Below are 25,885 nucleotides of genomic sequence, written 5' to 3' on the forward strand. Positions count from 1 at the left end.
TAGCTTGATCTTTAACCTAGAGATCCGAACGGTTCGTCGTACTTGATCACTCGGATCGGTAACTGCCGGGCGTGCAGGCGGCCTTCGGCTGAGCATGTGATCCGACCAAGGAACACACAAGCTCAGCACGAAGGCCGTGAGGATGAGTCTGTCGCATCACGCTGTCCGGCAGGATCCGTTTGCGGGACTGTCACGCTTCCGGGGTGAGTTCTACTCCTGTCTGACCAAGCGTGCGGACGCACTGTTCGAACTCGCGGACGCGGTGTTGTGCGCGGACGGTCCGGTCCGGTCGCTGGTAGAGCTGTCCCTTGTCGGTGAACACCGTCGCGGGCACGGCGGGCTCTACGATGCCCTGTCTGCGGGCCGGGTCGATGTGGCCCGGCTGCGAAGGGCCCTGGCCGCGGTGCCTCTGCCGCGGGCGGCGGACGGCCGGCTGGTCCTGGCCGCCGACCTCACCTGCTGGCTGCGACCCAGCGCGCACACCTCGCCACAGCGGATCCTGTGCCACACCTACGGACGAGGAAAAGACCAGCACATTCCCGTTCCCGGCTGGCCCTACTCGGTGATCTGCGCACTTGAGACGGGCCGCAGTTCCTGGACCGCACCGCTGGACGCACTACGTCTGGCGCCGGGTGACGACGCTGCCACTGTCACGGCCCGGCAGATGCGCGAGCTCGTCGAGCGACTGGTCGCGGCCGGGCAGTGGACGGACGGCGATCCGGAGATCCTGGTCGTGGTGGATGCCGGCTACGACGTTCCCCGCCTGGCCTTCCTCCTGAAAGATCTCCCGGTGCAGGTACTGGGACGCATGCGCTCGGACCGCGTCCTGCGACGCGCGGTCCCACCCCGCGAGCCCGGCACCCGCGGCCGCCCTCCTCGTCATGGCGGCGAATTCGTCTTCGGCGACCCGGCCACCTGGGGCACACCCGACGCGCAGACGATGACCACAACCCGCCTCTACGGAACGGCCACCGCCAGGGCCTGGGACCGACTCCATCCTCGACTGACCCACCGTTCGGCCTGGACTTCCCAGCTCGGTGCACTGCCGGTCATCGAGGGCACCGTGATCCGCCTGCACGTCGAGCACCTTCCCAGCGGCGCCACACCGAAGCCCGTCTGGCTGTGGTGGTCGGGCACCGACGCCTGTGAGTCCGACGTCGACATGCTCTGGCAGACATTCCTGCGACGCTTCGACATCGAGCACACTTTCCGCCTGTTCAAGCAAACACTCGGCTGGACCTGCCCGAAGATCCGCACCCCCGAAGCAGCCGACCGCTGGACCTGGCTGATCCTCGCGGTCTTCACCCAGCTACGTCTCGCCCGTCCGCTGGCAGCCGACCTCCGGCGTCCGTGGGAAAAACCGGCCCCGCCCGACAGGCTCACCCCTGCCCGCGTCCGCCGCGACTTTCGGCACCTCCGCCCGAAGGCCCACTGCCCAGCCGGAGCACCGAAAGCCTCCCGCCCCGGACCTGGCCGGCCCCCCGGAAGCAAGAACACCCGGCCCACCCCACGCCACGACGTGCACACGGTCGGCAAACCAGGCTCCGCGAAACGACGAACGAAGAAGTCAACGGACCCACGTCCACGCCGCACAGGTTAAAGATCAAGCTAGGTATTGGTGGTCCCCCAGTCGTCCTCGAAGCCGTTCTGACCGCTGCGGTCCCGCAGCGACCGGACCCGCTCGGCGACGGAGGCGGGCACCTTGTCCCCGACCTTGTCGCTGACCGAGTGGTACGCCTTGCCCGCGAAGTCCCGTCCGCTGTGCGCGGCGCTCTCGGCGGCGTTGCGCACGGCGGGGTTCTCCGTGAACTGCCGGGCCGACTTCTTCAACTGCTCGTAACGCTCGCGCCCGGCTCGCGTGCCGAGCACGTAACCGAGGGCCACTCCGGCGATGAACGTGAGCCGGTACCGCATGGCTGCCACCCTTCCTACGCTTCGTGCGACGTGTGCAGCCCGCCTACCCGCGACCACCCGAGATCACCCCGGGCGTTACCGATTGGCGGAGCACCCCCCTGCTTGCGCTAATGTATGTGTCGCAGCGAACGCGCGCCGCCCGGCAGCCGCCAGGCAGGTACGATTTCGCAGCGACGCAGCAATCCCCTGTAGCTCAATTGGCAGAGCAGCCGGCTGTTAACCGGCAGGTTACTGGTTCGAGTCCAGTCGGGGGAGCGCGATCCCCTGTAGCTCAATTGGCAGAGCATTCGGCTGTTAACCGGAGGGTTACTGGTTCGAGTCCAGTCGGGGGAGCGGAACGGAAGAGGGCCCTTCGGGGTCCTCTTTCGCGTGCCCGGCCGACGTCTTCCCGGGGCTCCCGAGGGGCTTCGGAGTGACTCTTTCGGGTCTCCTCGATCTCCCCTGCAACCGGGCAGCACGCAGCGCCGTCTCAAGATCAGGTGAAGTCGGCCATCCGAAGCGAGAGATCGTATGACCGGCTATGCTGCGGCAGACGGTGCGCACACTTGTACGCGCCACGCCGAAACGGGGCGGTAGCTCAGCCGGTTAGAGCAGCGGACTCATAATCCGTCGGCCGTGGGTTCGAGTCCCACCCGCCCCACCAGCGTCCCCAGGCAGAATCGTTCTGACCTGGGGAAACGCGGATTTTGCGGCGGTTATCCGTGCGGTACTGACCCCTGTCGCACTGTTGCAGCGCACTTAAGGTGCGTCTGACCTGGTCCTTTACGGTAGGTGCCTGAGGGGGCGTCGTGGCGCGATCCCACGGCTGCTGGTCGGTTTGAGTCCGCTCATCGCGGCGCGTTCTCCGGCAGTCGCTGGAGTCCGAATAGTGCTCAATGCTTGTGGTCAGCATGTGGCTGAGGCGTCAGGCACTGGGATGAGTTGGGACGGACCGGACCGGCGGTTGCTTCGTCCGGCAAGGCGGCGGGGTGCCGACGGCCCCAACGTCCCGGGCGCGTAGGCCGGCGCCGGGGGAGTGCGCCGCACCTTCATCGAGGTGGATGCGCTGGCGCCGTGTCCGCCGGGCGCGGGTTTCAGGCAGTGACGCGCGGTGTCCCCGCCTCAGGGGTGCAGTCGGCGCCTACCCGCCAAATGGGGACGGGGCCTTGCCCGACGGGCAACAGACGCTGTCCTCATGCCGGTGCCGGTGCCGGTGCTCGTGGGCGGTGACCGGCCCACGCACCAGGTCGATGCGCTCGAAGCCGCTGGCGTGACCGCGTACTGCTAGGAAGTGACAGTGCCCAGCAGCAGGGATGCTCGTCCTCGTGGCGAAGACAGGAAGGCTCACGCGAGCCGGCCGCCAGGTCCCGGGCTCCGAGGCGGCCCAGGCGTCTCCCGATCGGTCAGAACGCCTGCAAGTACACCCGGGTTGTGCCGGCATCCAGTTCGAGGACGTGGATCTCGATCCACTGGACCTCGGTCCGGCGACTGTCTCCCACGCAAGGCGGGCAGACTCCGGCCCAACGGACGCCCTTCTTGCTCTGAGGCTCGGCGAGGCCGAGATGTCCGAAGAGCTCCGTGGGGGTCGGGGGGTTCTCGTTCCTGGCGCGCAGGGGCTTCTCGGGACGCAGGTCCTCCGCCACTCGTACCGCGGTCTTCTCGTCGGTGACGAAGGAGAGCAGGTAGATGTCCTCCTGAGGGTTGATCTGCACGGCGCCCTTCACCTCCGTCGCTCTCTTGGGCACCTCCAGCTGCATGAACGCCGATGCCTCCGGGGCGCCCAGGGCCTTTCCCCAGCGTGAGGTGCGCCCGTCTGTCGTCCGGTGATCATCCCCGTCGGCACTAGAACAGGAGGTGAGCAGCAGGGCGGCCCCGAGGGCCGCGAGCAGCCGTGGCCTCAGGGCAGATCGGTCGTTCACCGGTTCTCCTCGTCGCCGCGCGAGACGTCCCCGCGGGACCCTTCGAGCCCGGGGTCCGCCGGTGTCACCCCGGGGGCTGAGCCACTGTCCAGATCCTGGGTGTAGGTGCTGCTGCTACCGCGCATGTCGAATTCCTGGGCGAAGCCCACCTTGTGCAGTCGCCCCATATCATCGTCGGGAATGGTGACACCACCGGGGAACGTCGTCGCTTTTCCTGAGTCCCAGTTGTACCGGTCCCACACGTTGACCTGGTAGTCGAGCGAGACCTGTGGCTTGCTACCGTCGCCCGGACTGACGGTGACCATGCCCGACACGTTCTGCTGGTGCGACCCGACCGCGTGGAACCATTCGTCCTCACCGAAGGTCCGCCCGATCGCCTGGCTCTCCACGGGAACGACGACCGTCCTGTCGCCGCCGGCCTTCTCGAACTCATCAAGGGCCTTCTGACGCCATGCTTCCTGGTTCTCGGCGATGTGAAGCGTGCCCACGTCGGTCCGGAATCCGGAATCGTCGTGCAGGATGCGGTTGACATCGAGGTCGAGCGGCTCGCCGGTGCCACTGAGATAGTGCTGCATGTTGCGGGATGCCGCGACCTCTCCTGTGACATCGCCGCCTGTGGCGATGGCTTGAGCTTGCGTCAGGACCCAGAGGTCGTGAGCGGTGGGAGCCTCCGTGTCGAATGGTCCCGAGCCCGCGTCGGCCGGCCTCCACTCGTACAGCGGGGCCATGATCCCTGCTTCTCGAAGGTCGTTGCCGCGCTCCCGCAGCAGGATGCCGCGCGTAACCGGATCGAGATCACGCCACCACTCCGCCACGGCGGCCCTCCCCTTCGGCATGTTGGCGGCCTTGCCAGCCTCCTCCAGGGAGGGATAAGGGCTTCTTGCAGGGCTTCTGTTGAAGCCGTTCATGGTCCCGTCCATGATGTCGGAGTCGACCACGGCGGCCGCGAGGGCGAGCCTGATGCCGTCGTCGGCGTCAGTGACCGCCTGGACCGCCCGGTGGAGGAGATCGGCCCACCGGGCCACCTGAGCGCGCACGCTTTCCTGGTAGGCGGGGTCATGCGCGTACGCAGTGCGTGCACTCTGGCTGAGCTGTTCTGTATCGAACGAAACGACGCCCTGGTCGGAGATACGCATGCCGTCCTTGATGGCGTCACTGCATACGGTGTTCACCCTGCCACGGAGGGCGGCCAGCTGGGTGTGTGAATCCCGCAGGATGGACGCAATCGCCTTGGCCTCCTTCTGAGCCCCTTGCAGCTCCTTGAGCGTCACGCTGAACCTGTAGTTCGCGGCATCGGCGCTCTGGCCGACCCACGACCGTCCGAGCGAGATGCGATAGACATCGCGTTCGTACTGCTTCTCGATCGACTTGAACTTGCCCGCCATCTCTACCCACTTGTCGGCGGCGTCGGCGAGTTTGGACAGGTCGCTGCTCATCACTTCGTGATAGGTCGGCACGCATCCCCCGGGCGGTCGGTCGGCTGGTCAGTAGTTGTCGATCGGCGACGGCGGAGCCAGTTGTGAGCCGATGCCGATGTCGTCGTTCTGGAGGTCGATGCCCGTTTTGCTCAGGGCGTGCTTCTCCCAAGCCATTCGACCTAGCAGCGCCTTGACCTGTTGTTCCCACGTCCTGTGCGCTTTCCTCAACGCACCCGAAGTGTCCCAGCCGTGCCCGTCCCTGGCACCGAACTCCTTGACCACCGCTGTCACGCTCTCGGTGGCGTGCTTGCCATCCCTCTCGACGCTGGGTTCCAGATCCTCGTTGATGGCCTTCGCCGCCGCCTGCTTCTTTTGCGGGCTTGAGGCGAGATCCGGGGTGCCGCCGCCTCCCCCCGGGTCGAGCTTGTTCAGCCGCATGGAGTCCGTGCGCTCGGCGGCCACATCGTTCTTGATCTGCTTCCACTCGTCCCAGGCCATGGCCCCCCATCAGCGTGATCGTTACCCATGAACATACGGAATGCTGTGGCTCAGGCGACAGTTGGTGCCTGGCCAAAAGCTCGCTGCCGAGTGTCTGACGTGTGGCTGTCCTGCACGGCTCGATCGGGAGAGCTGCGCAGGCGGCTCATGGCCAATGGCTGCCGCACTGGGGGTGAGGTCACCTCGAGATGCGGCGGGTGGTGACACAGGACATTGCCTGAACCCTGCACTCCGCGGGCGACGACTTCACCCAGGCCGGCAACATGGTCCGCAAGGTCCTCTACGACGACACCCGCAAAGTCCTGGTTAGCAACGTGACCCGCCACCTCCTTAACGGCGTCTCCCGCCCGGTCCTGGATCGCGCGGTCCGATACTGGCGGAACAGCAACCGCTCTACCGGAGACAAGGTCGCCCAGGTACCAACGTCACCTGACGCCCGCGAACACACCGCCCAACAACCCACCCCAGGCCCCATGCCGGCGGATGGGGGCGGAAGGCTAACCGATACGCCTGCGGCTCCCGGTGCCCGGTCGATACGGAGTGTGACTGCACCTGGCAAGGGGAGGGGGCAACGGAGTCTGCGGCATGCGCTGCGGGTGAGCCGCGCGATTGCCTGCCTCGCGGTAGATGCCCTGAGTGGCCACTACAGGCGCAGGGGCCGTCACATAGCCGTGCGGTACGTACCGCACGTACCGCACGACATTGCCGTTGCCCGGGATCGAGGCCGATGCAGCAGGATTCAGTAGGATGTGAATGTCCGCCTCTGTGGTGTTTCCGCAGGTGAGAGGCGTCACGCTTTTGGGTTCGAGTCCCACCCGCCCCACTTCGTACCCCAGGCAGAATCGTTCTGACCTGGGGTAACGCGTTATCCGGGGATGTTTTCAGGTGTGGCGATCGTCTCTGGGGTGTGGTGAACGCGGGCCCTCGCAGGCCGAAGGTGATCTCTGGGGTGGCTTTGGTCTGGTGTTTTGTGGCGACGTCTCCGTGGGGGCGTCGTGGAACGGTCCCACGACCGTTGGGGGAGTGCCGCGCTCCGCTCGACCGCCCCGCATCGGCGTGCCATCGCCCCCTCCGAGCCTCCTCCGCGTCCTACGTCGGCGCTCGGGAATGTTGGTGAAGTATCACGCTTATGTACATCGTGGACTTCTAGAGGTGGAGGGGTGGCCGGTATGTCTGTGACCCAGGTCGATCTCGATGACGAGGCTCTGGCCGAGGCGATGCGGCTCATGGGTGCGTCGACGAAGAAGGAGACGGTCAACGGAGCTCTGCGGGACTATGTGGCGCGCGTCAAGCGGCTGGAGGCCGCCGAGAAGCTTGCGGCGCGAGGTGAGCGGGGCGAGTTCGAGGCTGCGGCCGCGGCGCATACAGCGGCCAAGCGTGCACGGCAGGCAGCCTTCGAGTGATCACGTACCTCCTCGATACGTCCGCCCTGTGGTACCTCTTCCGTACCCCGAGCGCGTTGCGGCTCTGGGAAGGCCACATCGCTGCCGGCGTGTTCCATGTCTGTGAACCCACGAAGGCGGAGTTCCTCTACTCGGCCACTGGCCCGGCGCATCGGGACGACTTGGCAGAAGAGCTGGATGATCTCTGTCATCTCTCGCCGGTCCCCAAGAACGCTCGGCGCTGGGTCGACACCGCGCAGTACAAGCTCACCCAGCGGGCGCAGCACCGGGCCGCCGGAGCCATCGACCTCGTGGTGTGTGCGACAGCGGTCCATCATGGGCACACGGTGCTCCACGTGGACAACGACTTCGCCACGGTGGCGGCGGTCCTCAAGGAACTGAAGCAGCGAGACGTACGCGCCTGATGTCGTCACACCCAGCCCACCGGAACCGGCTACGTCGCGGCCGACGGTGGTCGTAAGGTGCGAGGTGTGAGTGACGTTCCCAGGCCGCGACCGGCTGTAAATGATCTTGCCCAGCTCGTTCCTGCGATTGTCCCCCTCGACGGAGCCGACGCGGAACTGGTGGCGATCGGGGAGCGGTATTGGGCGCTCGCCGGTTTCGCGCCCGAGCTCGGCACTCCGGTCTGGTGTGAGAAGGCCAAGGACATCGACACCGCAGGCTGGGGTCATCAGATCTATGCCGTTGCCGCAGCCGGTGTCCGAGCCGTGGTGGTCGGACGAGTGTGCCCGCAGTGCGGAGGTTCGCTGAGCCTGACCTCCCGAGCCGCCTTTCAGCAGGTCTGTGACGGCTCCGACCCCGCTTGCGCCGACTGCAACGAGTCGCTGACCTCTGCCGTGCGCGTCATCAGCGATCCGGCGCGGAAGGCCAAGCGTGAAGCCGCCAGGGCGAAGGCCGAAAAGCGGAACGCCGTCGAATCCGGCCACGCACGCTGGAAGCGGCTCCAGCGGGACGTCATCGCTGAGGAGTACGCCGCTGTCTTCCCTTCGAACGGGGGAGTGCCGGCCTCGGGGGTACGGGAGATGGTCGGCGCACTGGCCCTGCTGCGGTACGCCCCGTCGACTTCTCCCATCACCGCGGTGGGCTCCTGGCCGGACCCGCTCCATCCGGACAGCGGAAAGGTCGGCTCGCTCCTTGGCGCGTTGGTCCGGGCCGATCTTCTCAGGATCCATGCCTCCAGCCCTGCGACCGCGTTCGTCTGGCAGCCGGCGACCTTCGAGGAAGCCCTGCGCGAGACCGAGGGCGATCTGGACGCCATCGACACGCCTCGACTGTCAGGCAGCTTCTACCCGCTGGCCGCCCACTACTACGCACCCCACGGTACAAGCGCGGGCAAGGCCGTCGAGGAGCTCGATGCTCATCTCGCCGCCGCTCTGGCGCCCGCCGGGATGAGTGAAGGCCGTCAAGAGGATCTGCTGGCCGTCGCCCGGGAGCTCATCGCGGAGGAGGCTCTCCGCTACTTCACCAACCGGCTCGACGACCTCAACCTGCCCGCTGTACTTGAGAACCACGCTGCCCGGCTCTCCGAAGCCGCGTACAAGGTGGCCGAGCACAGGCCGCTCGGTGAGATCTACAACCTCGTCTGGCGTGCTACTCGTGCGGCGGCTGAGGCTGCACAGAGGAACCCTCGGGCTCCACGCGCTCACATGACCACGCACGCCGTCAACCGGTTCGAGACCGACGCGCAGCGGGCAACCGCCGACCCCGGCTGGGAGCTCAAGCCCTTTACCGCGATCACGGGGCAAGGGCCGGCAGCCATGACGCGGGCACTGTTCTACAACCTCCTGGACAGCGACCCGATGGAGACGGGTCTTCCGCAGCTCAGGGACGCACTGCCGGAACCCCTAGTTGCTCCGAGGGCCGCGGATCCCCTCCCAGCGGTCGAGGGCGACGAGCTGGCGGCCACGGTCGCCTGGCTGAATTCGCACCCCGACGCCTGGAACCCGTACCTCGTCGCCGCCGGCCTCGGCGTACTCGCGAAGGAGCGGGAAAATTCTCCGGAGTGGCACTACGAGGGCAAGATCCTCGCGCGGGGAGCGGCGCAGCTTCTCCGGCTCTACGAGCGTCTTGCCCCGGTCCTCGGAGTCCAGGAAGCCGTTCTCGCCGTCTTCGCCGCCACTCCAATGCTCGTGCACCCGGTGACGATCGACGGTACGACGCTGAACAGCGGAACCTGGATCCTCGACAGGCTCTGCACGCTATTCCTCGCTCCATCGGCCGAGGAGACAGGCGACACGGAGGGGGGCGTCTCGGATGAGTGACCGTTGTGGGAGATGCATCACCGTCGCGATTGCGTGACGTAATCACCGGCGGTGGGTGAACCTGAGCCGGTCTGGCAGGTGGTTCCGGGACTACCTGCCGACGGAGCCGTCTTCGTCTCCGCGGGTGCAGGCCGAGCGCGTTGCGCGGCGGGAGGACGCTTGTGTCCTTGCCGTGACGCAGACGCTCGTTGCTGAGAAGCATGAGCGGCGTGAAGGCTTTGATTCCCGATGGTGCCGGGCGACTGACCGCAGCTGGCGCGTATGAGCTCCTTGAGGAAGGGGGGAGCGCTGTTCGTGGGAGCTTCGGTGGCTCAAGCGCGACGAAGGGCCCACCCCAGGTGTGGACGGTGAGGGGCTTCGTGCGTCCGGGCTTGCGGCTGCTCCACCAGCCGCAAGCCTTTCACTCTGTGTCGGCCCCAGCTGCGACCGGCCGGCCGCTTACGCCGGTGCCGCAACGGTGGTGGCTCTGCTCGCTCAGGTCGCGCGTCGTAAGTAGCGTCACGGCGGCGCCCAAGCGGCCACCCTGGCGATGAACCACATCGGACGGGACGCACAGGACTACTGGATCGTGAACCATCAGTCGGTCCTCAACGTCTTTCAACGGCCCGACCTCCCGGACCTTGGCCGACTTGAGCTCATCGTTGCCGCTCTGGCCGGAGCCGCCCGATGCGACGACGTCTCCAGCGAAGTCAATCGCTTCAAGAGCCTGTGGAAGCAGGCTGTGACGGAGACGGTTGCTCAGGCATCAGTGAGCCCACAGTCGGACGCTGAAGGCGGCGCCAGTGCGGACTCGACCAATCGTGAGCCCGCGCCTGCGTCCTGCGAAGGCTGATGGGCGCTGCCAAGAGCCGAGGCATGGCCCGTGGGTATGCGCCTGGTTCACCGTTCGTAGTGGAAGCGGCACGCCACCACGTGGATGATGGCGTTCTCATCGATGCGGTACACCAGTCGGTGTTCGGAGTTGACGCGCCGCGACCAGTAGCCGGAGAGGTCGTTCCTCAGCGGTTCGGGCTTGCCGATTCCTTCGTGGCCGCCCCGGTCGATGTCGGCGATCAGCTGGTTGATGCGCTTCAGTATTTTGCGGTCGTTCCCCTGCCACCACAGGTAATCGTTCCAGCCGTCGTCGACGAACAGCACCTTCACGCGGCGCCTCGCCCGGCCCCGTCATCGGGATCCACCAGCTCGCGAAGTGCACCCTGGCCGGCCCGGTCCTGCTCGATGGACCTGCGCAGGCGCTCGGCCATCGCGGGCGACCGCAGCAGGTAATCGGTCTCTTTCAGTGCCTCGTACTCGGCGAGCGAGACGACGACCATCGGCTCATGGCCAGTCCGGGTGATGACCAGCTCCTCGGCGTCGTTCTCCACCGCGTCGAGGGCGTCGGCGATGCCCGCGCGTAGCTCGGTGACACTCATCGTCTTCATGACGTACACGATAACGTACAGAGAGGATCCCCGTGCGCTGATCGCGACCCGCCTCCCGACGGCCATGCGGTTCGGCCTTCGGTGGCATCGGGGTGCGGCAGAGCCCGTCAGGCGGCTCAGTTGGTGTGGTGACCTCGTCGTTTTCGCGGTCGACCCGCTCCATGAGCGTGATCGTCGCGAACTCGGGAATGATCACTTACGGACACGGTGGTAGCGGACTCCGTCTGCGCGGAGTTGGCGGCGTTCGAGGCGGGCCCCAGTTGGGCGGCGTGCTCCTCGACCCGCGCCTGCGGCAGGTTTCGGTGACGTTCGACGAACGTTACTGATGGTTGTGCCGGACGTTCGGCTGGCCGATGTCTCAGATTCTCTGGTCGGCCTCCCGGCCGGAAGCGAGACTTCCGCTCGGTGCGGTTGAGAGGGACGTGACCGGACGGCCCGGATGCGGTCTCATGTGCCTCTCGGGTCGGTGCAGCGAACGCTGCACCGCGACCCGCTGGAGTCGGATCGAGCAGGATCATAAGGCCCTCATGAGGATGGAGCCGCCGTCGTTGAAGAGCGGGAGCTTCCGAACGGGCGTCATCGCAAGACCTTCAGCACTGCCAGAGAGAGGCGTTCCGCGGTCGGGCGGGGAGCTGCGCCGGGGAGGACGAGGTGGCTGATGGTCATCCGTACGGCGATGTCCGCTGCCACGGCGATGAGCTCCTCGTCCTGTTCCGGGAGGCGCTCGGTGAACCATTGGCGCAGCAGGCGCGTGGACCCGTCGAATATCGGGTCCGCGCGCGCGGTGAGGTAGGGCAGCAGGCTGTCGGATCCTTCCCGGGCCGCCGTCACGACAGCGCTGATGAGCGGGTTGCGGTGAGCCTCGGTGAGGACGTAGTGGATGGCCTCCTCCAGCGAGGCACGCGTGTCGGGCCGGCCCGGGTAGAGCGTCAGGGCGACGTCTCCCAGAAACTGCTGGGTCTCCCGGAGCACGAGGGCGCGGCCGAGGCCGGCCCGGTTTCCGAACTCCTTGTAGACGGACGGGCGGGACACCTCCGCCAGAGCGGCGACGGCGGACAGGCTCACCTGATCCCAGCCCGAGGCGCATGTCAGCTCACGTGCGGCGTCCAGTACGCGCTGCCTCATGAGTTTGCGCCAGGCGACGCGTGGTGGGTCGGGTACCACTGCGGTGGGTTCAGAGGACTCTGTCCTGTTCGTGGGTGCCGCCATGAAGCAAGTCTGGCAGGCCGCGCGAGCCGGGCTGGTTCCGGGCGCGCGAGCCGGGCTTGTTCCGGGCGTGTGAGCCGGGCTGGTCCCGGGCGGGCGCCCGGCGGGCACCTACTCCCTGCTCCGCCCGCGCGAGTCCCGCCGCATCCTCACGGCCAAGATCCAGGAGATAGAAGCCGCGGGCGTCGACTACGTCGCCGCGGTCAACCCGGGCTGCCTGCGCCAACTGCGTGCCGGCCTGCGCCGCTCCCGGTCGAAGGTCAAGGCCGTACACCTTGCCGAACTGCTGGCGCGGGCGTCCGATCACCAGCCGGTGTGAACCCCCCCGCCCCCGCCCCCGCCCCCGCACCCCGCCCCGCTCACCGAGAGGCAGCTCATGTCTTCCCCCGACCCGGCTCCGTCCCAGGACGCGGCCCCGGCCACCGACGGCACGACGACCGCAGCCCGCGCCGCGGCGAGTGCCCACGCGGCCGCTCCCGGTCTCGCGGCCCTTTCCCTTCCCGTACGCGCGTCTCTGCTGCGCGGCCTGTCCCACGTGCTGGGTGACAACGCCGCCCACCTCGCGGCCGTCGCCGAGGACGAGACCCGACTCGGCGTCGAACGACTGAAGGGGGAAATCCGGCGCACACAAGCGCAGTTGGAAATGTTCGCCGACACGGTCGAATCCGCCGCGTTCCTCGATGTCCTGATCGACGAGGCAGACCCGGCGGCCCGGCCCGCACCCCGGCCCGACATTCGCCGCATGCTGGTGCCGCTCGGTCCCGTGGCGGTCTTCTCGGCCTCCAACTTCCCGTACGCCTTCTCCGTACTGGGCGGTGACACCGCCAGCGCTCTCGCCGCGGGCTGCCCCGTCGTGGTCAAAGCACACGAAGGGCACCCCCGGCTCTCCGACCTGACCGCCGAACTGGCGGCCGAGGCCCTGCCCCCGGGCGTCCTGAGCGTCGTGCACGGCCGCGAAGCGGGCCGGAGTCTGGTCACCGACCCCGCAGTGAAAGCGGTGGGTTTCACCGGTTCCACCTCCGGCGGCCGAGCCCTGTTCGACCTTGCCAACAGCCGTCCCGACCCCATTCCCTTCTACGGTGAACTCGGTTCCCTCAACCCCGTGACGGTCACCCCGGCGGCCTGCGCGGCGCGCGGCGCGGACATCGTCCGCGAGTACGTCGCCTCGGTCGCCCTGGGACAGGGGTAGTTCTGCACGAAGCCCGGTCTGCTCTTCCTGCCGACCGGCCACGGGCTGGACGACGACCTGCGCCGGGAGATAGCGGCGGTGCCCTCGGCCCCCCTCCTCGGTCCCCGGATCAGCGCCGCCTACCGCTCCACCCTCAAGGAACTCGCCGCCCACCCCGCCGTGGGCGTCCTGCACCTTGCGGAGGAGCCCGAGGACCCCAGGGCCTCCGCACCTGCTCTGCTCACCGTCACCACCGACGACCTGCGGGCGTGTCCCGAACTGCTGCGCGAATGCTTCGGTCCCGCCTCACTCGTCATCACTTACGCGAGTACCGAGGATCTACTGGAAACGCTGCGCATGCTGCCGGGTGGTCTCACGGCAACCGTTCAGGGCCAGGAGCAGGATGACGAGAACCTTCTGCACGGCCTGATGGCCGGGCTGCGGGCCGGACGTCTGATCTGGAACGGATGGCCCACCGGCGTCGCGGTGACCGCCGCCATGCACCACGGAGGACCGTGGCCCGCGACCACGTCGCCCCTGCACACCAGTGTCGGCAGCAGGGCCGTCGCCCGCTGGATGCGTCCGGTGGCTTTCCAGAACATGCCCGACGCGCTTCTCCCCGTGCCGCTCCGGCGCACCAACCCGTGGAACGTACCTCAGGAGGTGGACGGTTCCGCCGGGAAGCCGAGCTGAATCCACCGGGGGCGACGGCCCGGCCACCGCCAGACGCGTCACCGTTTTGGGTTCGAGTCCCACCCGCCCCACCGGGCGTCCCCAGGCAGAGCCGTTCTGACCTGGGGAAACGCGTTTTCCTGGGGCGTTTTGCGTGAGGTATTCGCCTCACGGAGGTGTGGCGGATGTGGGTCTTCATGGGTCGGGGGCGTTTCCTGCGAGGCTGTGACCTGGACTGCGAGGAGGGCGTTCCGCGCTCACCCGGTACCTCTGCGCACCTCCCATGGGCGGACGGAAACAGACCGGGAGGTATGTATTCGGTTCCTCCCGAGGTCGGCAGAGGGCTCCGGCGGCCGACGGTCGACGCGGATGCTTGTTCTCGCGCCGTTGGCGAGCCTGCAACTCGCGGGCAACTTCGTTGTGTATCCCGGGGTTTGGGCGGATGTGTCGATCGTGTCGCCGTTTTGGAACGCCGTTGACAAACCGGATCTGCGGTTCGTAGATTGCCATGATCGTTGCTCTTTGTGAGCAGCCTGGACTAACGCGTTGGATGGTCGGGGGCACCATGGAACAACGTCGGACAGAACTGCTGGAGCTTCACAAGCTACTGCCACGACAACGGGGAGAGGCCGTCGCCGACCCGCTGGCCGCAGGCGGTCGGACGGGACGAACACCTCGCCCGGCCACGGCACAGCGGGTCCTCGTCGTGGAGGGGAGTGCCAAGGACGCGGAAGCGCTCGTGTGCGCGCTGCGGCGGCAGGGGTGCAGCGTCCAGAGCGTGACGACCGGGGGCGAGGCACTGCAGAGCTACGGGGACGTTGATCTCGTCCTCATCGACCTGGAACTGCCCGACCTCGACGGCCTGGAGGTCTGTCGCGGAATCAGATCGACGTGTGACGTCCCGGTGATCATCGTCACCGCCCGGGGATCGGAACTCGACCGTGTGCTCGGCCTGCAGGCGGGGGCCGACGACTATCTTGTCAAGCCGTACGGTTTCCGCGAACTGATGGCTCGCGTGGAAGCGGTCATGCGGCGGAGCCAGACTCAGGATCCGCTGATCCGGTCCATCAGCCACGGACCGTTAAAAATCGACGCCGACACGCGCAGGGTCACGCTGCACGATCGGCGCATCGAGCTCACCCGCAAGGAGTTCGACCTGCTGTACCTGCTCGCTTCCGAGCCGGACACCGTCATTCCCCGCAAACGCCTCATTCACCAGGTCTGGGGTGATTCGTGGTCCCGGCGGACGGTCGACACCCACGTCAGCAGTCTGCGGAACAAACTCGGGAACAGGAACTGGGTCGTCACGGTCAGGGGCGTCGGATTCAGCTTCGGCCGAGGTGACTGAGGAGCCCCGGGCTCGGAGTCGATCCGCTCGATCGGCTGCTGCTGCGGCGGCCGCAGCAACAGCAGCGGTCCGCACCGGGTGGGCGGGCCTCCTGCAGGCGCTCTGAGGTTCTCCTGAACTTCTGCGCAGAACGCCGCACGTTGCTGCGTAAACCTGTCGAACTCCTGAAGTCGCGCCGCTTGAGGCGCGCCACAGCACGAAGCACTCTCTAGGGACGGTCCGTTCAGCCGGATGAGGGAGTCATCGTGCGCAAGGTGCTCATCGCCAATCGTGGCGAAATCGCTGTCCGCGTTGCTCGGGCGTGCCGGGACGCGGGGATCGCGAGTGTCGCGGTCTACGCCGAGCCGGACCGGAACGAGGCGCTGCGGCGCACGGTCGCGTTCCAGGCCGACGGCGGCGAGGGGGCTCTGCCGTGACCGCGCCCGCCGCCCTGGCGCCGCCGCCGCGGCCGGGCACCGATCCGGAACGGGCGGCCTGGCCGGCCCGCTCGGCCGCCACCGCGGACGGCCACACGCAGGCCACGATGGAGCCCGGGAACCGCGACCTCCTCCAGCTGTCCCCGAGGCCACTACGTCAACGTCCGGGCGCGGACGCACGCTCCGTGACGATCGACCGGCTCCCGGGCGGCGGACACAACGTCAGCCTGGGCTGGGCCGCCCGCTCGTACCGCCTGCGCGCTCTGGGCTTCCTGGAGGAGTGCCTCGCCCTGCGCGAGAGCGCTCCGCCCGGACGTTGAGGGCGGCGGCATGTTCAGACGGCATCTGACCACGGTGTTCGGCTCCCTGTCGGTGCGCAACTTCCGTCTCTTCGCGGCCGGCCAGCTCGTGTCCGCCGCGGGCACCTGGATGATGGTCGTGGCCCAGGACTGGATGGTCCTCGCCCTCAGCGACGACTCGGCCGCGGCCCTGGGCGTGGTCACGGCACTGCAGTTCGGTCCGCTGCTGCTGTTCACCCTGTACGGCGGGCGGCTCGCCGACCGCTACGACAAGCGGATGCTGCTCACCGTCGCCAACCTGGTCTCCCTCGCGCTCGCCCTGGGACTCGCGGCGCTGGAACTGACCGGTGGGGCCCGGCTGTGGCACATCCACCTGTTCGCGCTCGCCCTCGGCACGGTCAACGCCTTCGAGATACCGGCCCGGATGGCCTTCGTCAGCGAACTGGTCGGCACCCGGCTGCTGCCCAACGCCTCCGCGCTCAGCGCGGCCTACTTCAACACGGCCCGGGTGGCCGGACCGGCCCTGGCGGGACTGCTGATCGGCGTGCTGGGGCCCGGCCCGGTCATGCTGCTCAACGCGGTGAGTTACCTGGCCACGGTGGTCGGTCTGCGGCTGATGCGCACCTCCGAGCTGCACCGGCACGAGCGGCCCGCCGGGCGGGGCGGTGTCCTCGACGGCCTCCGGTACGTGGCGAGCCGGCCGGATCTGCTGTCGCCCACGCTCCTGGTCGCGGTGATCGGCCTGGCCGGTCTCAACTTCCAGCTGACCCTCCCCTTGATGGCGAAGACCGTCTTCCACGCCGACGCCACCTCCTTCGGGCTGCTCACCTCGGCGCTGGCGGCCGGCTCCCTGCTGGCCGCGCTGGCCGGTACCGGCCGCCGGGGCCGGCCACCGGCCCGCACGGTCCTGGTGTCCGCGCTGGCCTTCGGCCTGCTGGAGACCGCGGCGGGCGGGGCGCCCGGCTTCACCTCGGCCGTGGTCCTGCTGGGCCTCACCGGCTTCGCGTCGATCTACTTCGTGCAGGCCGCCAACCACCGCATCCAGCTCGGCAGCGATCCCGGTTACCGGGGACGGGTGATGGCCCTCTACACCCTGATCCTCCAGGGCTCCACCCCGCTGGGCGCCCTGCTGGTGGGCCTCCTCGCCGAGGCCCTGGGCGCCCGCTCCGGGCTGGTCGTCGGTGGCCTCGTCTCCACGGCGGCCGCGCTGGTCGCCCTGGTCGTGGAGCGCCGGTCCCGACCGGCGCCGGACCCGCGGCCCGTCCCCACGTCCAAGGTCGTGCACCCGACGGAGAACGGCACATGACCCGCCCACGGGATCTCCCCGTCGGCCCCGCGGGGAGGCGCCGGCCGACGACGTGCACCTGTGGGCGCTGGAGACGCCTGAGGGAACACGGGTGCCGCCGGCCGCCGCGGCCCCCTACCTGGGCGTACACCACGTCTCAGGCCGCTCGGCCGGCGCGCGGGGCTGGTCGGTGGCGGATCTGCCCGGCTGCCCGGACCACACGGCCGCCGGGGCCCTCGCCGCCGGCACCGGCCCCGCCCGATCCGTTCGGCGCGAACTGCCCCACGCGTTCCCGCACTTCCGGGCCGTCAGGCGGCCGAGCTGCTCGGCGGGGCCGGGCCGGCCCTGTGCACGGCGGTGCCGGCACCCGGCCGGCCCGGACCAAGCCCGTCCCGACCACGACGACAGGGGGAGACATGGCCGAGGCCATGACGACCGACAGGTTCGACGAACTGCTCCGGGTCAAGGAGGAAGCCCACCGGGGCCCTGATCCGAAGGCCACCGAACGACAGCACGCGAAGGGCAAGCTGACCGCGCGCGAGCGCATCGAACTCCTCGTCGACAAGGGGAGTTTCACCGAGGTGGAGGCGCTGCGCAGGCACCGGGCGGTCGGCTTCGGCCTTGAGGCCAAGCGGCCCTACACCGACGGTGTGGTCACCGGCTGGGGCACCGTCGAGGGGCGCACCGTCTTCGTCTACGCCCACGACTTCCGCATCTTCGGCGGCGCCCTGGGCGAGGCCCACGCCCAGAAGATCCACAAGCTGATGGACATGGCGATCTCCGCGGGTGCCCCTCTCGTCTCGCTCAACGACGGAGCCGGCGCCCGGATCCAGGAGGGCATCTCGGCACTCGCCGGGTACGGCGGGATCTTCCGGCGGAACACCCGCGCCTCCGGGGTCGTCCCGCAGATCAGCGTGATGCTCGGTCCGTGTGCCGGAGGCGCCGCGTACTCGCCGGCGCTGACGGACTTCGTCTTCGCGGTGCGGGACATCTCCCAGATGTTCATCACGGGCCCCGACGTGGTCCAGGCCGTCACCGGCGAGCAGGTCACGCAGAACGAACTGGGCGGCGCGGACGTGCACGCCGGCGTCTCGGGTGTGGCGCACTTCGTCTACGACGACGAGGAGACCTGCCTCGCCGAGGTCCGCTACCTGCTGTCCCTGCTGCCTTCCAACAACCGGGAACTGCCGCCCCGGGTACGAGGTGAGGACCCGGTGGACCGGCCCTGCGACGCGCTGCTCGACCTGGTTCCGGCCGACGGCAACCGCTCCTACGACATCCGTGCGGTGATCGAGGAGGTCGTCGACGACGGCGAGTTCATGGAGGTGCACGCCTCCTGGGCGCCCAACATCGTCTGCGCGCTGGCCCGGCAGGACGGCCACGTCGTCGGCATCGTCGCCAACCAGCCCCTGTTCATGGCGGGCGCACTGGACATCAGGGCCAGCGAGAAGGGGGCGCGGTTCGTGCAGTTCTGCGACTCCTTCAGCATCCCGCTGGTGACCCTCGTCGACGTGCCGGGCTTCCTGCCGGGTGTCGACCAGGAGCACGACAGCATCATCCGGCGCGGCGCCAAGCTGCTCTACGCGTACTGCAACGCGACTGTTCCGCGGATCTCGGTGGTGCTCCGCAAGGCCTACGGGGGTGCCTACATCGTCATGGACTCGCGGTCCATAGGCGCGGACGTCGCGCTGGCCTGGCCCTCCAACGAGATCGCGGTGATGGGCGCCGAGGGCGCGGCCAACGTGGTCTTCCGCCGTGAGATCGCCGCCGCGCGGGACCCGGACGCGACACGCTCCGAGAAGATCGAGGAGTACCGGCGCGAACTGGTCCACCCGTACTACGCCGCGGAGCGCGGCCTGGTCGACGACGTGATCGACCCACGGGAGACGCGCTCGGCGCTCTGCCGAACGTTGTCCATGCTCGTCGACAAGGACGTCGACCTGCCGCACCGCAAGCACGGAAACCCGCCCCAGTGATGTCCGCCCCTGCCGCCAGGAGGAGCCGACCATGCGTCACGCTGCCGACGTGGATGCCCCCAGCAACCTGTTCCGGATCGAGCGGGGCGCTCCCGACGCCGAGGAACTGGCCGCCCTCACAGCTGTCCTGCTGTCCCGGGCCGCCGCGGCCGGCGTCGAGCCGGACGACCTGTCCCGCCGCCATCGGGCGACGGCCCGGTGGCAGCGGCCGGAGCGCACCGCTGCCTACGTGGCCCCGCACGGCTGGCGCTCCGCCGCCGCCCACCACCGTGCCCGCACCCTCTGAGAGGACTGTCATGACCACGCACGACGAACTCGACCAGTTGCGCACCCGGGTACTGCGGCTCACCGACCGCGCCGAGGTGACCGAGGTGTGCGACCTCTACGTCATCCACCTCGACCGGAGCCGCCACGAGGACACCTGGTTCGGCTCGGTCTTCACCGAGGACGTCCATCTCGCCTTTCCCTTCGGTGAGTACAAGGGCTTCGAGGGGCTGGCGGGCTTCCAGCGGATGGCTCGTACGAACTTCGAGCGGACCCATCACCTCGCGGGGAACTACGAGGTCCAGCTCTACCCGGACGGCGACCACGACCGGGCGCGGGTACGGGCGCACCTGAGGGCCGTGCACGTCAGCAGGCGTGAGGAGCCGGGGGCCGAGCACTTCGAGATCGGCGGCCACTACGAGGCCGACCTCGTACGCACCGGCGCCGGCTGGCGGATCCGGAGGTTCGCCTTCGACCTGGTGTGGCACGCCGGGCAGCGGCCGGCCGCCGGTCACTGATCCGGGGGCTGCCGGGGAGCGGGGGCGGGCCGGGGCCGGGCGGGTGGGGGGCGCGGCCGGCGCCCCCCGTGCCGCCTCAGCTCCGGGGAAGGTGCCCGTACAGGAACGCGCGCACGCCGGCCGTCGCCATGGCGACCAGTTCCTCCTCGCACATCGCGTCCGCACCCGCCGGGCCCCGGCCCCAGGTGTTGGTCACGAGCACCACGAAGTGCTGGGCCGCGAAGTCGGCGTCGGGGACCCGCAGTAAGCCGCGTTCGGCGAGCCGGGCCATGCAGGAGGCGAGGATGCGCTGGACGCGCAGCGGTCCCGCCTTCTGCCAGGTCTCGCGCAGATGAGGCGGGAAGTCGTCGCCGGCGGTGCTGATCCGGCCGACGATCGCGAAGTGGTCGGTGAACTCCGGTCGGGGCCGCACCCAGTCCCTGGCCAGCCTGATCAGGTCGGCCTCCAGGTCATCGCCGGCCGAGACGCCGCCGAGGTGGCGCAGGGTCATCGCCTCGTGCGAGGCGGCCACCTGTTCGGTGCTGTCCGTGACGACGGTGGCGAACAACTCCTCCTTGCTGACGAAGTGGTTGTAGATCGTGCGGGTGGAGACACCCGCCTTGGCGGCGATCTCGTCGATGCTCGCGCCCCCGTAGCCGGCCTGGCCGAATACCTTCCGCGACGCACGCAGGATGGCCCGCCGTTTCGCGGGGTATCCCTTGCGAGGTCGTGCTCGGCCGGGCTGTCCGGTGTCGGTCATCGTGGCGCCTCCTCGTGAACCGCTGCGTTAGCTCCCTGCCCTTACAACGCATACTTTACTTGCTCCCATACAGCTTGTACTTTACCTTTATGAGCCAATCACGGAAGCTCGACGGCACCGAGCTGCCCCCAGGGGCGCCTCCTCCTCCCATCGGGAGGGTCAAGGCCGGGCTGACCCTCGGGTCCGTCCTCCTCGGCTATCTGATCGTCCCGATGGCCATGTCCGGCACCAGCGTCGCGCTGCCCCGCATCGCCGCCGACCTCGGCGGCAGCGGCGGTGCCCTGCAATGGGTGGTCACGGGCTACTTCCTCGCGGCCTCGTGCCTGATGCTCGTCGCGGGATCACTCGGTGACCTTTTCGGCCGACGCCGGATCTTCCGGGTCGGGGCCGCGCTCTACGCGCTCAGCACCTTCGGCGCCGCTCTGGCCCCGCACGTGCTGGTCCTCGACGCGGCCCGCACCCTGTCAGGGGTGGGGGCCGCCGGGGTGATGGCGGGCGGGGGCGCCATCCTGGCGAGCACCTTCCGGGGCGCCGCCCGGATCAGGGCCTTCGCCATGGTCGGAACCACCGTGGGGGTCGGTCTCGCCTTCGGACCGACCTTCGCGGGCTGGCTGGTGAGCACCGTCGGCTGGCGTGAGATGTTCGCCGCGTTCGCCGCCGCGGGCGTGCTGCTCGTGGCGGGCACGCTGTTCATGTCCGAGTCCGCGGCCGAGCAGCGCTCCCGGTTCGACCTGGCCGGCAGCCTGACCTTCATGCTCGGCATCATCGGCCTGATGTACGGCACCAACCTGGTGGCCTCGTCCGGCTGGACCAGCCCGAAGGTGCTGGGCTGCGTCGGCGCCGGTCTGCTGATGTTCGCGCTGTTCGTCGTCGTCGAGCGGCGCGCCCCTACGCCGGTCCTCGACCTGGACCTGCTCCGTGGCGGTCCGTTCACGGGCTGGCTGCTGGCCGCGCTCACCACGGCCGTCGGCACGGTCGGCGTCCTGGTCTATCTGCCGACGTACCTGCAGGGTGCGGGCGGCTACTCCGCCGGAGACGCCGGCACCATGATGCTGGCGATGACCCTGCCGGTCCTGTTCGTGCCTCCCGTGGCCGGAAAGCTGGTCAACCAGGGCACGCCGCCCCGGCTGCTGATCATCCTGGCGATCGGGCTGATCGCCGGCGGCAACGCCTGGCTCACCGTTCTCGCCCCCGGTTCGGGCATCGCCGACCTGGTCGGACCGCTGGTGCTGATCGGCGTCGGCAACGGTCTGGCCGCCGCCCTCATCGACGCGCAGGCGATGGAACACGTCGCCCCCGACCGGGTCGGCATGGCGTCGGGGCTGTTGAACACCATGCGCGGCGGTGCCAACGCCCTGGTCCTCGCGATCTTCGGCGCCCTCCTGATCACCCTGATGCAGTCGTCCGTGGGCGGACGCGAGGTGGCCGGCCGGATCGCCGCCGGCGACCTGGGCGAGGGCCGCACCGAGTTCCTGACCGCGAAGTACACCGAAGCCTGGCATGTCGTGCTGTGGGCGGTCGCGGCCCTGTGCGCGGTGTCGGCCCTGGCGGTCCACCGTCTGATCGGCCCCCGGCCCGCGCACCGCGAGGACCCGGCGCCCGCCCCGCAGCCGGCCGGAACCGCCGCGAACGAGAAGGAGTGACAGCTGTGCTCACGAATCTGCCGACGACGTCCATGGGCGGCACCGGCCTCGTGGTTCCCCTCCAGGGCCTGGGCTGCATGCGGATGACCGAATCGGCCGCCGCGGCCGGCCGGGCCGAGGCGAGCACCATCGTCAACCACGCGCTGGACCTCGGCGCCACCATGATCGACACCTCCGACATGTACGGCCGCGGCCGCAACGAGGAGATGGTCGGCCGGGCTCTTGGCAGTCGACGCGGCGAAGCGGTGCTGTGCACCCGGTTCGGCGTGGTCTTCACCCCCGACGGGGGGTGGCGGATGCGGGGCGACGCCGCTTTCGTCCGCTCCTCCTGCGAGGCCAGTCTGCGCCGTCTCGGCACCGACGTCATCGACCTCTACTACCTGGCCCGGCCGCACGTGGACGTTCCCCTGGAGGAAACCGTCGGTGCGATGGGCGAGCTGGTCACCGAGGGCAAGGTGCGCCACCTGGGGCTCTCGGAGGTCAGCGGCGACGAACTGCGCCGTGCCCACGCCGTGGCTCCCATCTCCGCGGTGCAGTCCGAATGGTCGCTCGGCGCCCGGCGCATCGAGTCGATGGTGTCCGTCTGCGCCGAACTCGGCGTCGGAGTGGTGCCGTTCTCGCCCAACGGCCGCGGGCTGCTCAGCGGCCGGCCGGACACGACGGCGCAGTTCGCCCAGACCTTTCCCGGCCGTGAGGACCTCCCCGCCGCCCTGCGGGAGATCGCCGCGGAACACGGCGTCAGGCCCGGCCAGATCGCCCTGGCCTGGGTGCACCACCGCGCGCGGGTCTGGGGCACCCCGGTCGTCCCGATCCCCGGCACCCGCCGGGTGCCGCATCTGGAGGAGAACGTGGCCGCCGCCTCGATCCCGCTCGGCGCCGACGAGCTGAACCGGCTCGACGCGGCGTCACTGTCCCCCGCCTGATCCGCGACAGCTCCACCGCGAGATCCCCTCGACCCGTACTCGTACCCGTACCCGTACCCGTACCCGTATCCGTATCCGTATCCGTATCCGTGCCCACCCGCTCATCCGCTTCCTTGGAGGAACCGTGTTCATCGCTTACGTCGTCGTCGCCGTCCTGCTGTCGATCCTGCTGGTCTTCTCCGGCCGCAGCATGCTGGTCAAGGGACGCCGTGCGGGCCTGTGCGGGTTCGGCCATTGCATACGATGCGGGTGGTGTCCCGTTGTCACCCGCCGTGGACACAAGGGCTTGGGAAAGGATGTTTCGTGGCAGGCAGGATGGTGGAGAAGCGGGAGTCGATCATGCGCGGGGCCCGCACGGTCTTCGGTCGTGACGGGTACACGCGTACCAGCGTCGACGCGATCGCCAAAGAGGCGGGGGTCTCCACCCGGACGATCTACAACCACTTCGAGAACGGCAAGGCCGAGCTGTTCCGCATCATCGTCGAGGAGGGCGCGGTCCAGATCCACGACGCGCAGCTCGACGTGATCGACCGCTGGCTGCGCAAGGTCACCGACCTGGAGGACGACCTCGTCGACTTCGGACGGGCCTGGGTCGAGCCGCTCGGCACCTTCCCCGATCACTTCGCGCTGGTGAGGCAGTTGCGGGCGGAGGTGGGGCACCTGCCACCCGAGCTCCTGAAGGCATGGGAGGAGGCCGGGCCGCTGCGGGTCGAGCGCGCCCTCGGGGAGCGTTTCCAAGGCCTGGCGGACGACGGCATGCTGCGGACCGACGACCCGCGCCAGACCGCGGTGCACTTCCTCCAGCTGATCTCGGGAGAGATCATCGACCGCTCCTACTACGGAGCGCTGCCGCTGCCTCCCGAAGAGGTGAGCAGCCTCATCCGCTCCGGCGTCCGGGCCTTCCTGCGCGGCTACCTGCCGCGCTGACCGGATCGTCGGGGCCGGGCGTGCCCGACGCCGCATGACGTTCACCTGACGTAACCGCGTCAACATTTGCATCGCCCTCTCTTGAGCCGCACACCGGCAGCGACAAGGCTTACGAACACCGCGAAGGTCGTTACCCGGTCAGGGGGTTCCGGCTGCTCCTCGACGCGTACGAGGCGACCGAGCCCGGCTATCCGGGCCACATATCCACCCCCGTGCTGTGGGACCGCCGCACCGGCCGCATCGTCAGCAACCATTCCGGCGACATCACCACCGACCTGTGCACCGCCTTCGACGCGTGGGCCGCTCCGGGTCCGGACCTGCGGCCGGAACCGCTCCGCGCCGAGATCGACGAGCTGAACGAGTACCTCTACGAGAACGTCAACGACGGGGTGTACCGCGTCGACGGCGCCGTGACGCAGGCCGGGTGCGAGTCGTCGCGACAGTGGCTGTGCCAGGCGCTGGAGGCGCTCGACGCCCGGCTCGCGGACCGCAGGTACCTGCTCGGTGACGCGGTGAGCGAACCGGACGTCCGGCTCTGGCCGACACTCGCCCGGTTCGACCTGGCCTACAACCCGGTCGGCGGCATCTGTCGCGGTGGTCTCCGGGCCTTCCCGCACCTGTGGGCGTACGCACGCGGCCTGTACCGCCTGCCCGCCTTCCGGGGCACCACCGACTTCGGCGCCTACCGCATGAGCCCGCCTCCCGAGCGGTCCGACGGCGTCCGGCACATCGACGTCGACCCGGCGGACCTCGACTGGCGGTGAGGTGCGGTGTGAGGCTGCGGTGTGAGGCCGAACTCTCCTGCCTCTCAACGGTGTTGGTCATCCCGGGCATGAGCAACGATGGTTGCAGTGTTTGCCATCACTGTTGTACCTTCAGGGCACATGACATCGTGTCAGTCAATGCGAAGAAAGCAGGACCCATGACCCGGATCGCCGTCATCGTCGGAAGCACTCGTCCCACGCGCCGCACCGCGGTCGCCGCGCAGTGGGTTCTCGAAGCCGCAGGACGCCACCCGGCCGTCAAGAACGAGGACGTCACCGTCGAACTGGTGGACCTGGCCGACTTCGACCTTCCCCACCTGGACGAGCCCGTGCCGGCGGCCTTCGGTGTGTACATCCACGAGCACACCAAGCGCTGGGCGGAGGCCATCGCCGGGTTCGACGGCTTCGTCTTCGTCACCCCCGAGTACAACGCCTCCGTTCCCGGTCCGCTGAAGAACGCCATCGACTTCCTGCACGGCGAATGGGCGCACAAGCCGGCCGGCTTCGTCGGCCACGGCGTCCACGGCGCCACCCGCGCCGTCGAGCACCTGCGCGGCATCCTGGCCGAGCTGAAGGTCGCCACGGTCAGCAGCCAGGTCGCCCTCTCCGTCTTCACCGACTTCGCCATCACCGACCCCACCGTCCCCGGCGACATCACGCCCGGCGAGCACCAGGAGGCCACCCTCCACGAGCTGCTCGACGACCTCGTCCTCTGGGCCGAGTCCTTCAAGCAGGTCCGAGCGACGGTCGCGCAGAAGGCCGCGACCGAGGCCTGACACCGGCCGCTCCGGTTCGCCCCTGACGGCGAACCCATGCCCCTACGGGGCCCCGGCCTCCGGGGCCCCTCCTCGGGCAGGGTAGGAGGCCTGCCGAATCGGCCGGCTCAAGAGGCCGTATCCCGCTCGCCCCGTCGCCGGAGGGTCT

General features: G+C 69.0%; 27 protein-coding genes, 3 tRNA genes and 2 pseudogenes. 24 read left to right on the forward strand and 8 right to left on the reverse strand.

Going from position 1 to position 25,885, the window contains the following annotated elements:
- Positions 1-142: 142 nt before the first annotated feature.
- On the forward strand, positions 143-1,600 hold the full coding sequence (locus D581_RS0134315) for an NF041680 family putative transposase (RefSeq protein WP_018957419.1): 1,458 nt from the start codon (positions 143-145) through the stop codon (positions 1,598-1,600).
- Positions 1,601-1,608: 8 nt separating this feature from the next.
- Here D581_RS0134315 and D581_RS0134320 read toward each other — a convergent pair whose 3' ends face one another.
- Positions 1,609-1,914, reverse strand: coding sequence for a YtxH domain-containing protein (locus D581_RS0134320; RefSeq protein ID WP_018961645.1), 306 nt, complete (start codon positions 1,912-1,914; stop codon positions 1,609-1,611).
- 182 nt (positions 1,915-2,096) lie between these two features.
- Here D581_RS0134320 and D581_RS0134325 point away from each other — a divergent pair.
- The 3 genes from D581_RS0134325 to D581_RS0134335 all read left to right on the forward strand — a co-directional run bounded on the left by D581_RS0134325 (position 2,097) and on the right by D581_RS0134335 (position 2,557).
- A tRNA-Asn gene (locus D581_RS0134325) sits at positions 2,097-2,169 on the forward strand.
- A 5-nt stretch (positions 2,170-2,174) separates the two neighbouring features.
- A tRNA-Asn gene (locus tag D581_RS0134330) sits at positions 2,175-2,247 on the forward strand.
- A 233-nt stretch (positions 2,248-2,480) separates the two neighbouring features.
- Positions 2,481-2,557 (forward strand) — tRNA-Ile (locus tag D581_RS0134335).
- 739 nt (positions 2,558-3,296) lie between these two features.
- On the opposite strand, the gene D581_RS0134340 is transcribed toward D581_RS0134335, so the two are convergent.
- Genes D581_RS0134340 through D581_RS0134350 form a run of 3 tightly spaced genes read right to left on the reverse strand, consistent with a single transcriptional unit; the run spans position 3,297 to position 5,728 of the window.
- Positions 3,297-3,812 (reverse strand): hypothetical protein, encoded by a 516-nt coding sequence (locus D581_RS0134340; RefSeq protein ID WP_026291161.1) that lies wholly within the window; start codon positions 3,810-3,812, stop codon positions 3,297-3,299.
- Positions 3,809-5,248: a hypothetical protein gene (locus D581_RS0134345; protein ID WP_018961647.1), complete on the reverse strand. Its 1,440-nt coding sequence runs from the start codon at positions 5,246-5,248 to the stop codon at positions 3,809-3,811. The genes D581_RS0134340 and D581_RS0134345 overlap by 4 nt, the downstream gene beginning before the upstream one ends.
- Before the next feature lie 48 nt (positions 5,249-5,296).
- Positions 5,297-5,728: a hypothetical protein gene (locus D581_RS0134350; protein WP_018961648.1), complete on the reverse strand. Its 432-nt coding sequence runs from the start codon at positions 5,726-5,728 to the stop codon at positions 5,297-5,299.
- 224 nt (positions 5,729-5,952) lie between these two features.
- Here D581_RS0134350 and D581_RS1000000140365 point away from each other — a divergent pair, with 224 nt between their 5' ends.
- The 5 genes from D581_RS1000000140365 to D581_RS1000000141485 all read left to right on the forward strand — a co-directional run bounded on the left by D581_RS1000000140365 (position 5,953) and on the right by D581_RS1000000141485 (position 10,224).
- Complete coding sequence (locus tag D581_RS1000000140365; RefSeq protein WP_486585913.1) at positions 5,953-6,474, forward strand: catalase-related domain-containing protein; 522 nt, start codon at positions 5,953-5,955, stop codon at positions 6,472-6,474.
- Between the two features lie 423 nt (positions 6,475-6,897).
- Positions 6,898-7,131 (forward strand): type II toxin-antitoxin system VapB family antitoxin, encoded by a 234-nt coding sequence (locus D581_RS0134355; RefSeq protein ID WP_018961649.1) that lies wholly within the window; start codon positions 6,898-6,900, stop codon positions 7,129-7,131.
- Positions 7,128-7,535, forward strand: a complete 408-nt coding sequence (locus tag D581_RS0134360; RefSeq protein WP_018961650.1) for a PIN domain-containing protein — start codon at positions 7,128-7,130, stop codon at positions 7,533-7,535. Before D581_RS0134355 ends, D581_RS0134360 begins: the two co-directional genes overlap by 4 nt.
- Positions 7,536-7,601: 66 nt before the next feature.
- The gene (locus D581_RS1000000139070) at positions 7,602-9,392 is read left to right on the forward strand and encodes a hypothetical protein (protein ID WP_158688660.1); all 1,791 of its coding nucleotides are present in this window, start codon (positions 7,602-7,604) and stop codon (positions 9,390-9,392) included.
- A gap of 529 nt (positions 9,393-9,921) precedes the next feature.
- The gene (locus tag D581_RS1000000141485) at positions 9,922-10,224 is read left to right on the forward strand and encodes a hypothetical protein (protein ID WP_158688661.1); all 303 of its coding nucleotides are present in this window, start codon (positions 9,922-9,924) and stop codon (positions 10,222-10,224) included.
- A gap of 47 nt (positions 10,225-10,271) precedes the next feature.
- Here the strand turns inward: D581_RS1000000141485 and D581_RS0134370 are convergent, their stop codons facing one another.
- From D581_RS0134370 to D581_RS0134380, 3 genes are all read right to left on the reverse strand, one after another.
- Positions 10,272-10,535, reverse strand: a complete 264-nt coding sequence (locus tag D581_RS0134370; RefSeq protein ID WP_018961652.1) for a Txe/YoeB family addiction module toxin — start codon at positions 10,533-10,535, stop codon at positions 10,272-10,274.
- A complete protein-coding gene (locus D581_RS0134375; RefSeq protein ID WP_026291163.1) occupies positions 10,532-10,813 on the reverse strand; it encodes a type II toxin-antitoxin system prevent-host-death family antitoxin in 282 nt (93 codons plus the stop codon). The genes D581_RS0134370 and D581_RS0134375 overlap by 4 nt, the downstream gene beginning before the upstream one ends.
- Positions 10,814-11,389: 576 nt before the next feature.
- A complete protein-coding gene (locus tag D581_RS0134380; protein ID WP_018961654.1) occupies positions 11,390-11,938 on the reverse strand; it encodes a TetR family transcriptional regulator in 549 nt (182 codons plus the stop codon).
- 199 nt (positions 11,939-12,137) lie between these two features.
- Here D581_RS0134380 and D581_RS1000000142395 point away from each other — a divergent pair, with 199 nt between their 5' ends.
- The 10 genes and pseudogenes from D581_RS1000000142395 to D581_RS0134420 all read left to right on the forward strand — a co-directional run bounded on the left by D581_RS1000000142395 (position 12,138) and on the right by D581_RS0134420 (position 19,965).
- The gene (locus D581_RS1000000142395) at positions 12,138-12,338 is read left to right on the forward strand and encodes a heterodisulfide reductase-related iron-sulfur binding cluster (RefSeq protein WP_486585914.1); all 201 of its coding nucleotides are present in this window, start codon (positions 12,138-12,140) and stop codon (positions 12,336-12,338) included.
- A 57-nt stretch (positions 12,339-12,395) separates the two neighbouring features.
- On the forward strand, positions 12,396-13,208 hold the full coding sequence (locus D581_RS1000000142400; RefSeq protein ID WP_018961655.1) for an aldehyde dehydrogenase family protein: 813 nt from the start codon (positions 12,396-12,398) through the stop codon (positions 13,206-13,208).
- A 78-nt stretch (positions 13,209-13,286) separates the two neighbouring features.
- On the forward strand, positions 13,287-13,880 hold the full coding sequence (locus D581_RS1000000142405) for an aldehyde dehydrogenase family protein (protein ID WP_018961656.1): 594 nt from the start codon (positions 13,287-13,289) through the stop codon (positions 13,878-13,880).
- Positions 13,881-14,565: 685 nt separating this feature from the next.
- Positions 14,566-15,207: a response regulator transcription factor gene (locus tag D581_RS01000000138140; protein ID WP_486585915.1), complete on the forward strand. Its 642-nt coding sequence runs from the start codon at positions 14,566-14,568 to the stop codon at positions 15,205-15,207.
- Positions 15,208-15,452: 245 nt separating this feature from the next.
- Positions 15,453-15,620: pseudogene (locus D581_RS1000000140375) on the forward strand (biotin carboxylase N-terminal domain-containing protein); the annotation flags it as partial.
- A 179-nt stretch (positions 15,621-15,799) separates the two neighbouring features.
- Positions 15,800-15,943, forward strand: a pseudogene (locus D581_RS1000000141055) (alpha/beta hydrolase); the annotation flags it as partial.
- A gap of 10 nt (positions 15,944-15,953) precedes the next feature.
- Positions 15,954-17,228: an MFS transporter gene (locus D581_RS0134405; RefSeq protein WP_018961660.1), complete on the forward strand. Its 1,275-nt coding sequence runs from the start codon at positions 15,954-15,956 to the stop codon at positions 17,226-17,228.
- Positions 17,229-17,635: 407 nt separating this feature from the next.
- Positions 17,636-19,183, forward strand: coding sequence for a carboxyl transferase domain-containing protein (locus tag D581_RS0134410; protein WP_026291166.1), 1,548 nt, complete (start codon positions 17,636-17,638; stop codon positions 19,181-19,183).
- Between the two features lie 31 nt (positions 19,184-19,214).
- On the forward strand, positions 19,215-19,469 hold the full coding sequence (locus tag D581_RS0134415) for an acyl-CoA carboxylase subunit epsilon (RefSeq protein ID WP_018961662.1): 255 nt from the start codon (positions 19,215-19,217) through the stop codon (positions 19,467-19,469).
- Positions 19,470-19,479: 10 nt separating this feature from the next.
- A complete protein-coding gene (locus D581_RS0134420; protein WP_018961663.1) occupies positions 19,480-19,965 on the forward strand; it encodes a nuclear transport factor 2 family protein in 486 nt (161 codons plus the stop codon).
- Between the two features lie 76 nt (positions 19,966-20,041).
- Here the strand turns inward: D581_RS0134420 and D581_RS0134425 are convergent, their stop codons facing one another.
- Positions 20,042-20,704, reverse strand: a complete 663-nt coding sequence (locus D581_RS0134425; protein WP_018961664.1) for a TetR/AcrR family transcriptional regulator — start codon at positions 20,702-20,704, stop codon at positions 20,042-20,044.
- 89 nt (positions 20,705-20,793) lie between these two features.
- Here D581_RS0134425 and D581_RS0134430 point away from each other — a divergent pair, with 89 nt between their 5' ends.
- The 5 genes from D581_RS0134430 (at position 20,794) to D581_RS0134450 (ending at position 25,737) form a co-directional block, all read left to right on the forward strand.
- Positions 20,794-22,347 carry an MFS transporter gene (locus D581_RS0134430; protein WP_018961665.1) on the forward strand — a complete coding sequence of 518 codons (1,554 nt, stop codon included), beginning with the start codon at positions 20,794-20,796 and terminating at the stop codon, positions 22,345-22,347.
- A gap of 5 nt (positions 22,348-22,352) precedes the next feature.
- On the forward strand, positions 22,353-23,270 hold the full coding sequence (locus tag D581_RS0134435; RefSeq protein WP_018961666.1) for an aldo/keto reductase: 918 nt from the start codon (positions 22,353-22,355) through the stop codon (positions 23,268-23,270).
- 303 nt (positions 23,271-23,573) lie between these two features.
- Positions 23,574-24,197 (forward strand): TetR/AcrR family transcriptional regulator, encoded by a 624-nt coding sequence (locus D581_RS0134440; protein WP_469219604.1) that lies wholly within the window; start codon positions 23,574-23,576, stop codon positions 24,195-24,197.
- A gap of 212 nt (positions 24,198-24,409) precedes the next feature.
- On the forward strand, positions 24,410-24,961 hold the full coding sequence (locus D581_RS01000000138145) for a glutathione S-transferase C-terminal domain-containing protein (RefSeq protein WP_018961668.1): 552 nt from the start codon (positions 24,410-24,412) through the stop codon (positions 24,959-24,961).
- A 158-nt stretch (positions 24,962-25,119) separates the two neighbouring features.
- Positions 25,120-25,737: an NADPH-dependent FMN reductase gene (locus tag D581_RS0134450; protein ID WP_018961669.1), complete on the forward strand. Its 618-nt coding sequence runs from the start codon at positions 25,120-25,122 to the stop codon at positions 25,735-25,737.
- Positions 25,738-25,885: the final 148 nt, after the last annotated feature.

The organism is Streptomyces sp. CNB091 (assembly GCF_000377965.1).

Coding starts and splice junctions, on each gene's coding strand:
- D581_RS0134315 (WP_018957419.1), top strand. CDS start 143: ATGAGTCTGTCGCATCACGCTGTCCGGCAGGATCCGTTTGCGGGACTG.
- D581_RS0134320 (WP_018961645.1), bottom strand. CDS start 1,914: ATGCGGTACCGGCTCACGTTCATCGCCGGAGTGGCCCTCGGTTACGTG.
- D581_RS0134345 (WP_018961647.1), bottom strand. CDS start 5,248: ATGAGCAGCGACCTGTCCAAACTCGCCGACGCCGCCGACAAGTGGGTA.
- D581_RS0134350 (WP_018961648.1), bottom strand. CDS start 5,728: ATGGCCTGGGACGAGTGGAAGCAGATCAAGAACGATGTGGCCGCCGAG.
- D581_RS0134355 (WP_018961649.1), top strand. CDS start 6,898: ATGTCTGTGACCCAGGTCGATCTCGATGACGAGGCTCTGGCCGAGGCG.
- D581_RS1000000141485 (WP_158688661.1), top strand. CDS start 9,922: ATGAACCACATCGGACGGGACGCACAGGACTACTGGATCGTGAACCAT.
- D581_RS0134375 (WP_026291163.1), bottom strand. CDS start 10,813: ATGAAGACGATGAGTGTCACCGAGCTACGCGCGGGCATCGCCGACGCC.
- D581_RS0134380 (WP_018961654.1), bottom strand. CDS start 11,938: ATGAGGCAGCGCGTACTGGACGCCGCACGTGAGCTGACATGCGCCTCG.
- D581_RS1000000142400 (WP_018961655.1), top strand. CDS start 12,396: ATGTCTTCCCCCGACCCGGCTCCGTCCCAGGACGCGGCCCCGGCCACC.
- D581_RS0134405 (WP_018961660.1), top strand. CDS start 15,954: ATGTTCAGACGGCATCTGACCACGGTGTTCGGCTCCCTGTCGGTGCGC.
- D581_RS0134410 (WP_026291166.1), top strand. CDS start 17,636: ATGACGACCGACAGGTTCGACGAACTGCTCCGGGTCAAGGAGGAAGCC.
- D581_RS0134415 (WP_018961662.1), top strand. CDS start 19,215: ATGCGTCACGCTGCCGACGTGGATGCCCCCAGCAACCTGTTCCGGATC.
- D581_RS0134420 (WP_018961663.1), top strand. CDS start 19,480: ATGACCACGCACGACGAACTCGACCAGTTGCGCACCCGGGTACTGCGG.
- D581_RS0134425 (WP_018961664.1), bottom strand. CDS start 20,704: ATGACCGACACCGGACAGCCCGGCCGAGCACGACCTCGCAAGGGATAC.
- D581_RS0134430 (WP_018961665.1), top strand. CDS start 20,794: ATGAGCCAATCACGGAAGCTCGACGGCACCGAGCTGCCCCCAGGGGCG.
- D581_RS0134450 (WP_018961669.1), top strand. CDS start 25,120: ATGACCCGGATCGCCGTCATCGTCGGAAGCACTCGTCCCACGCGCCGC.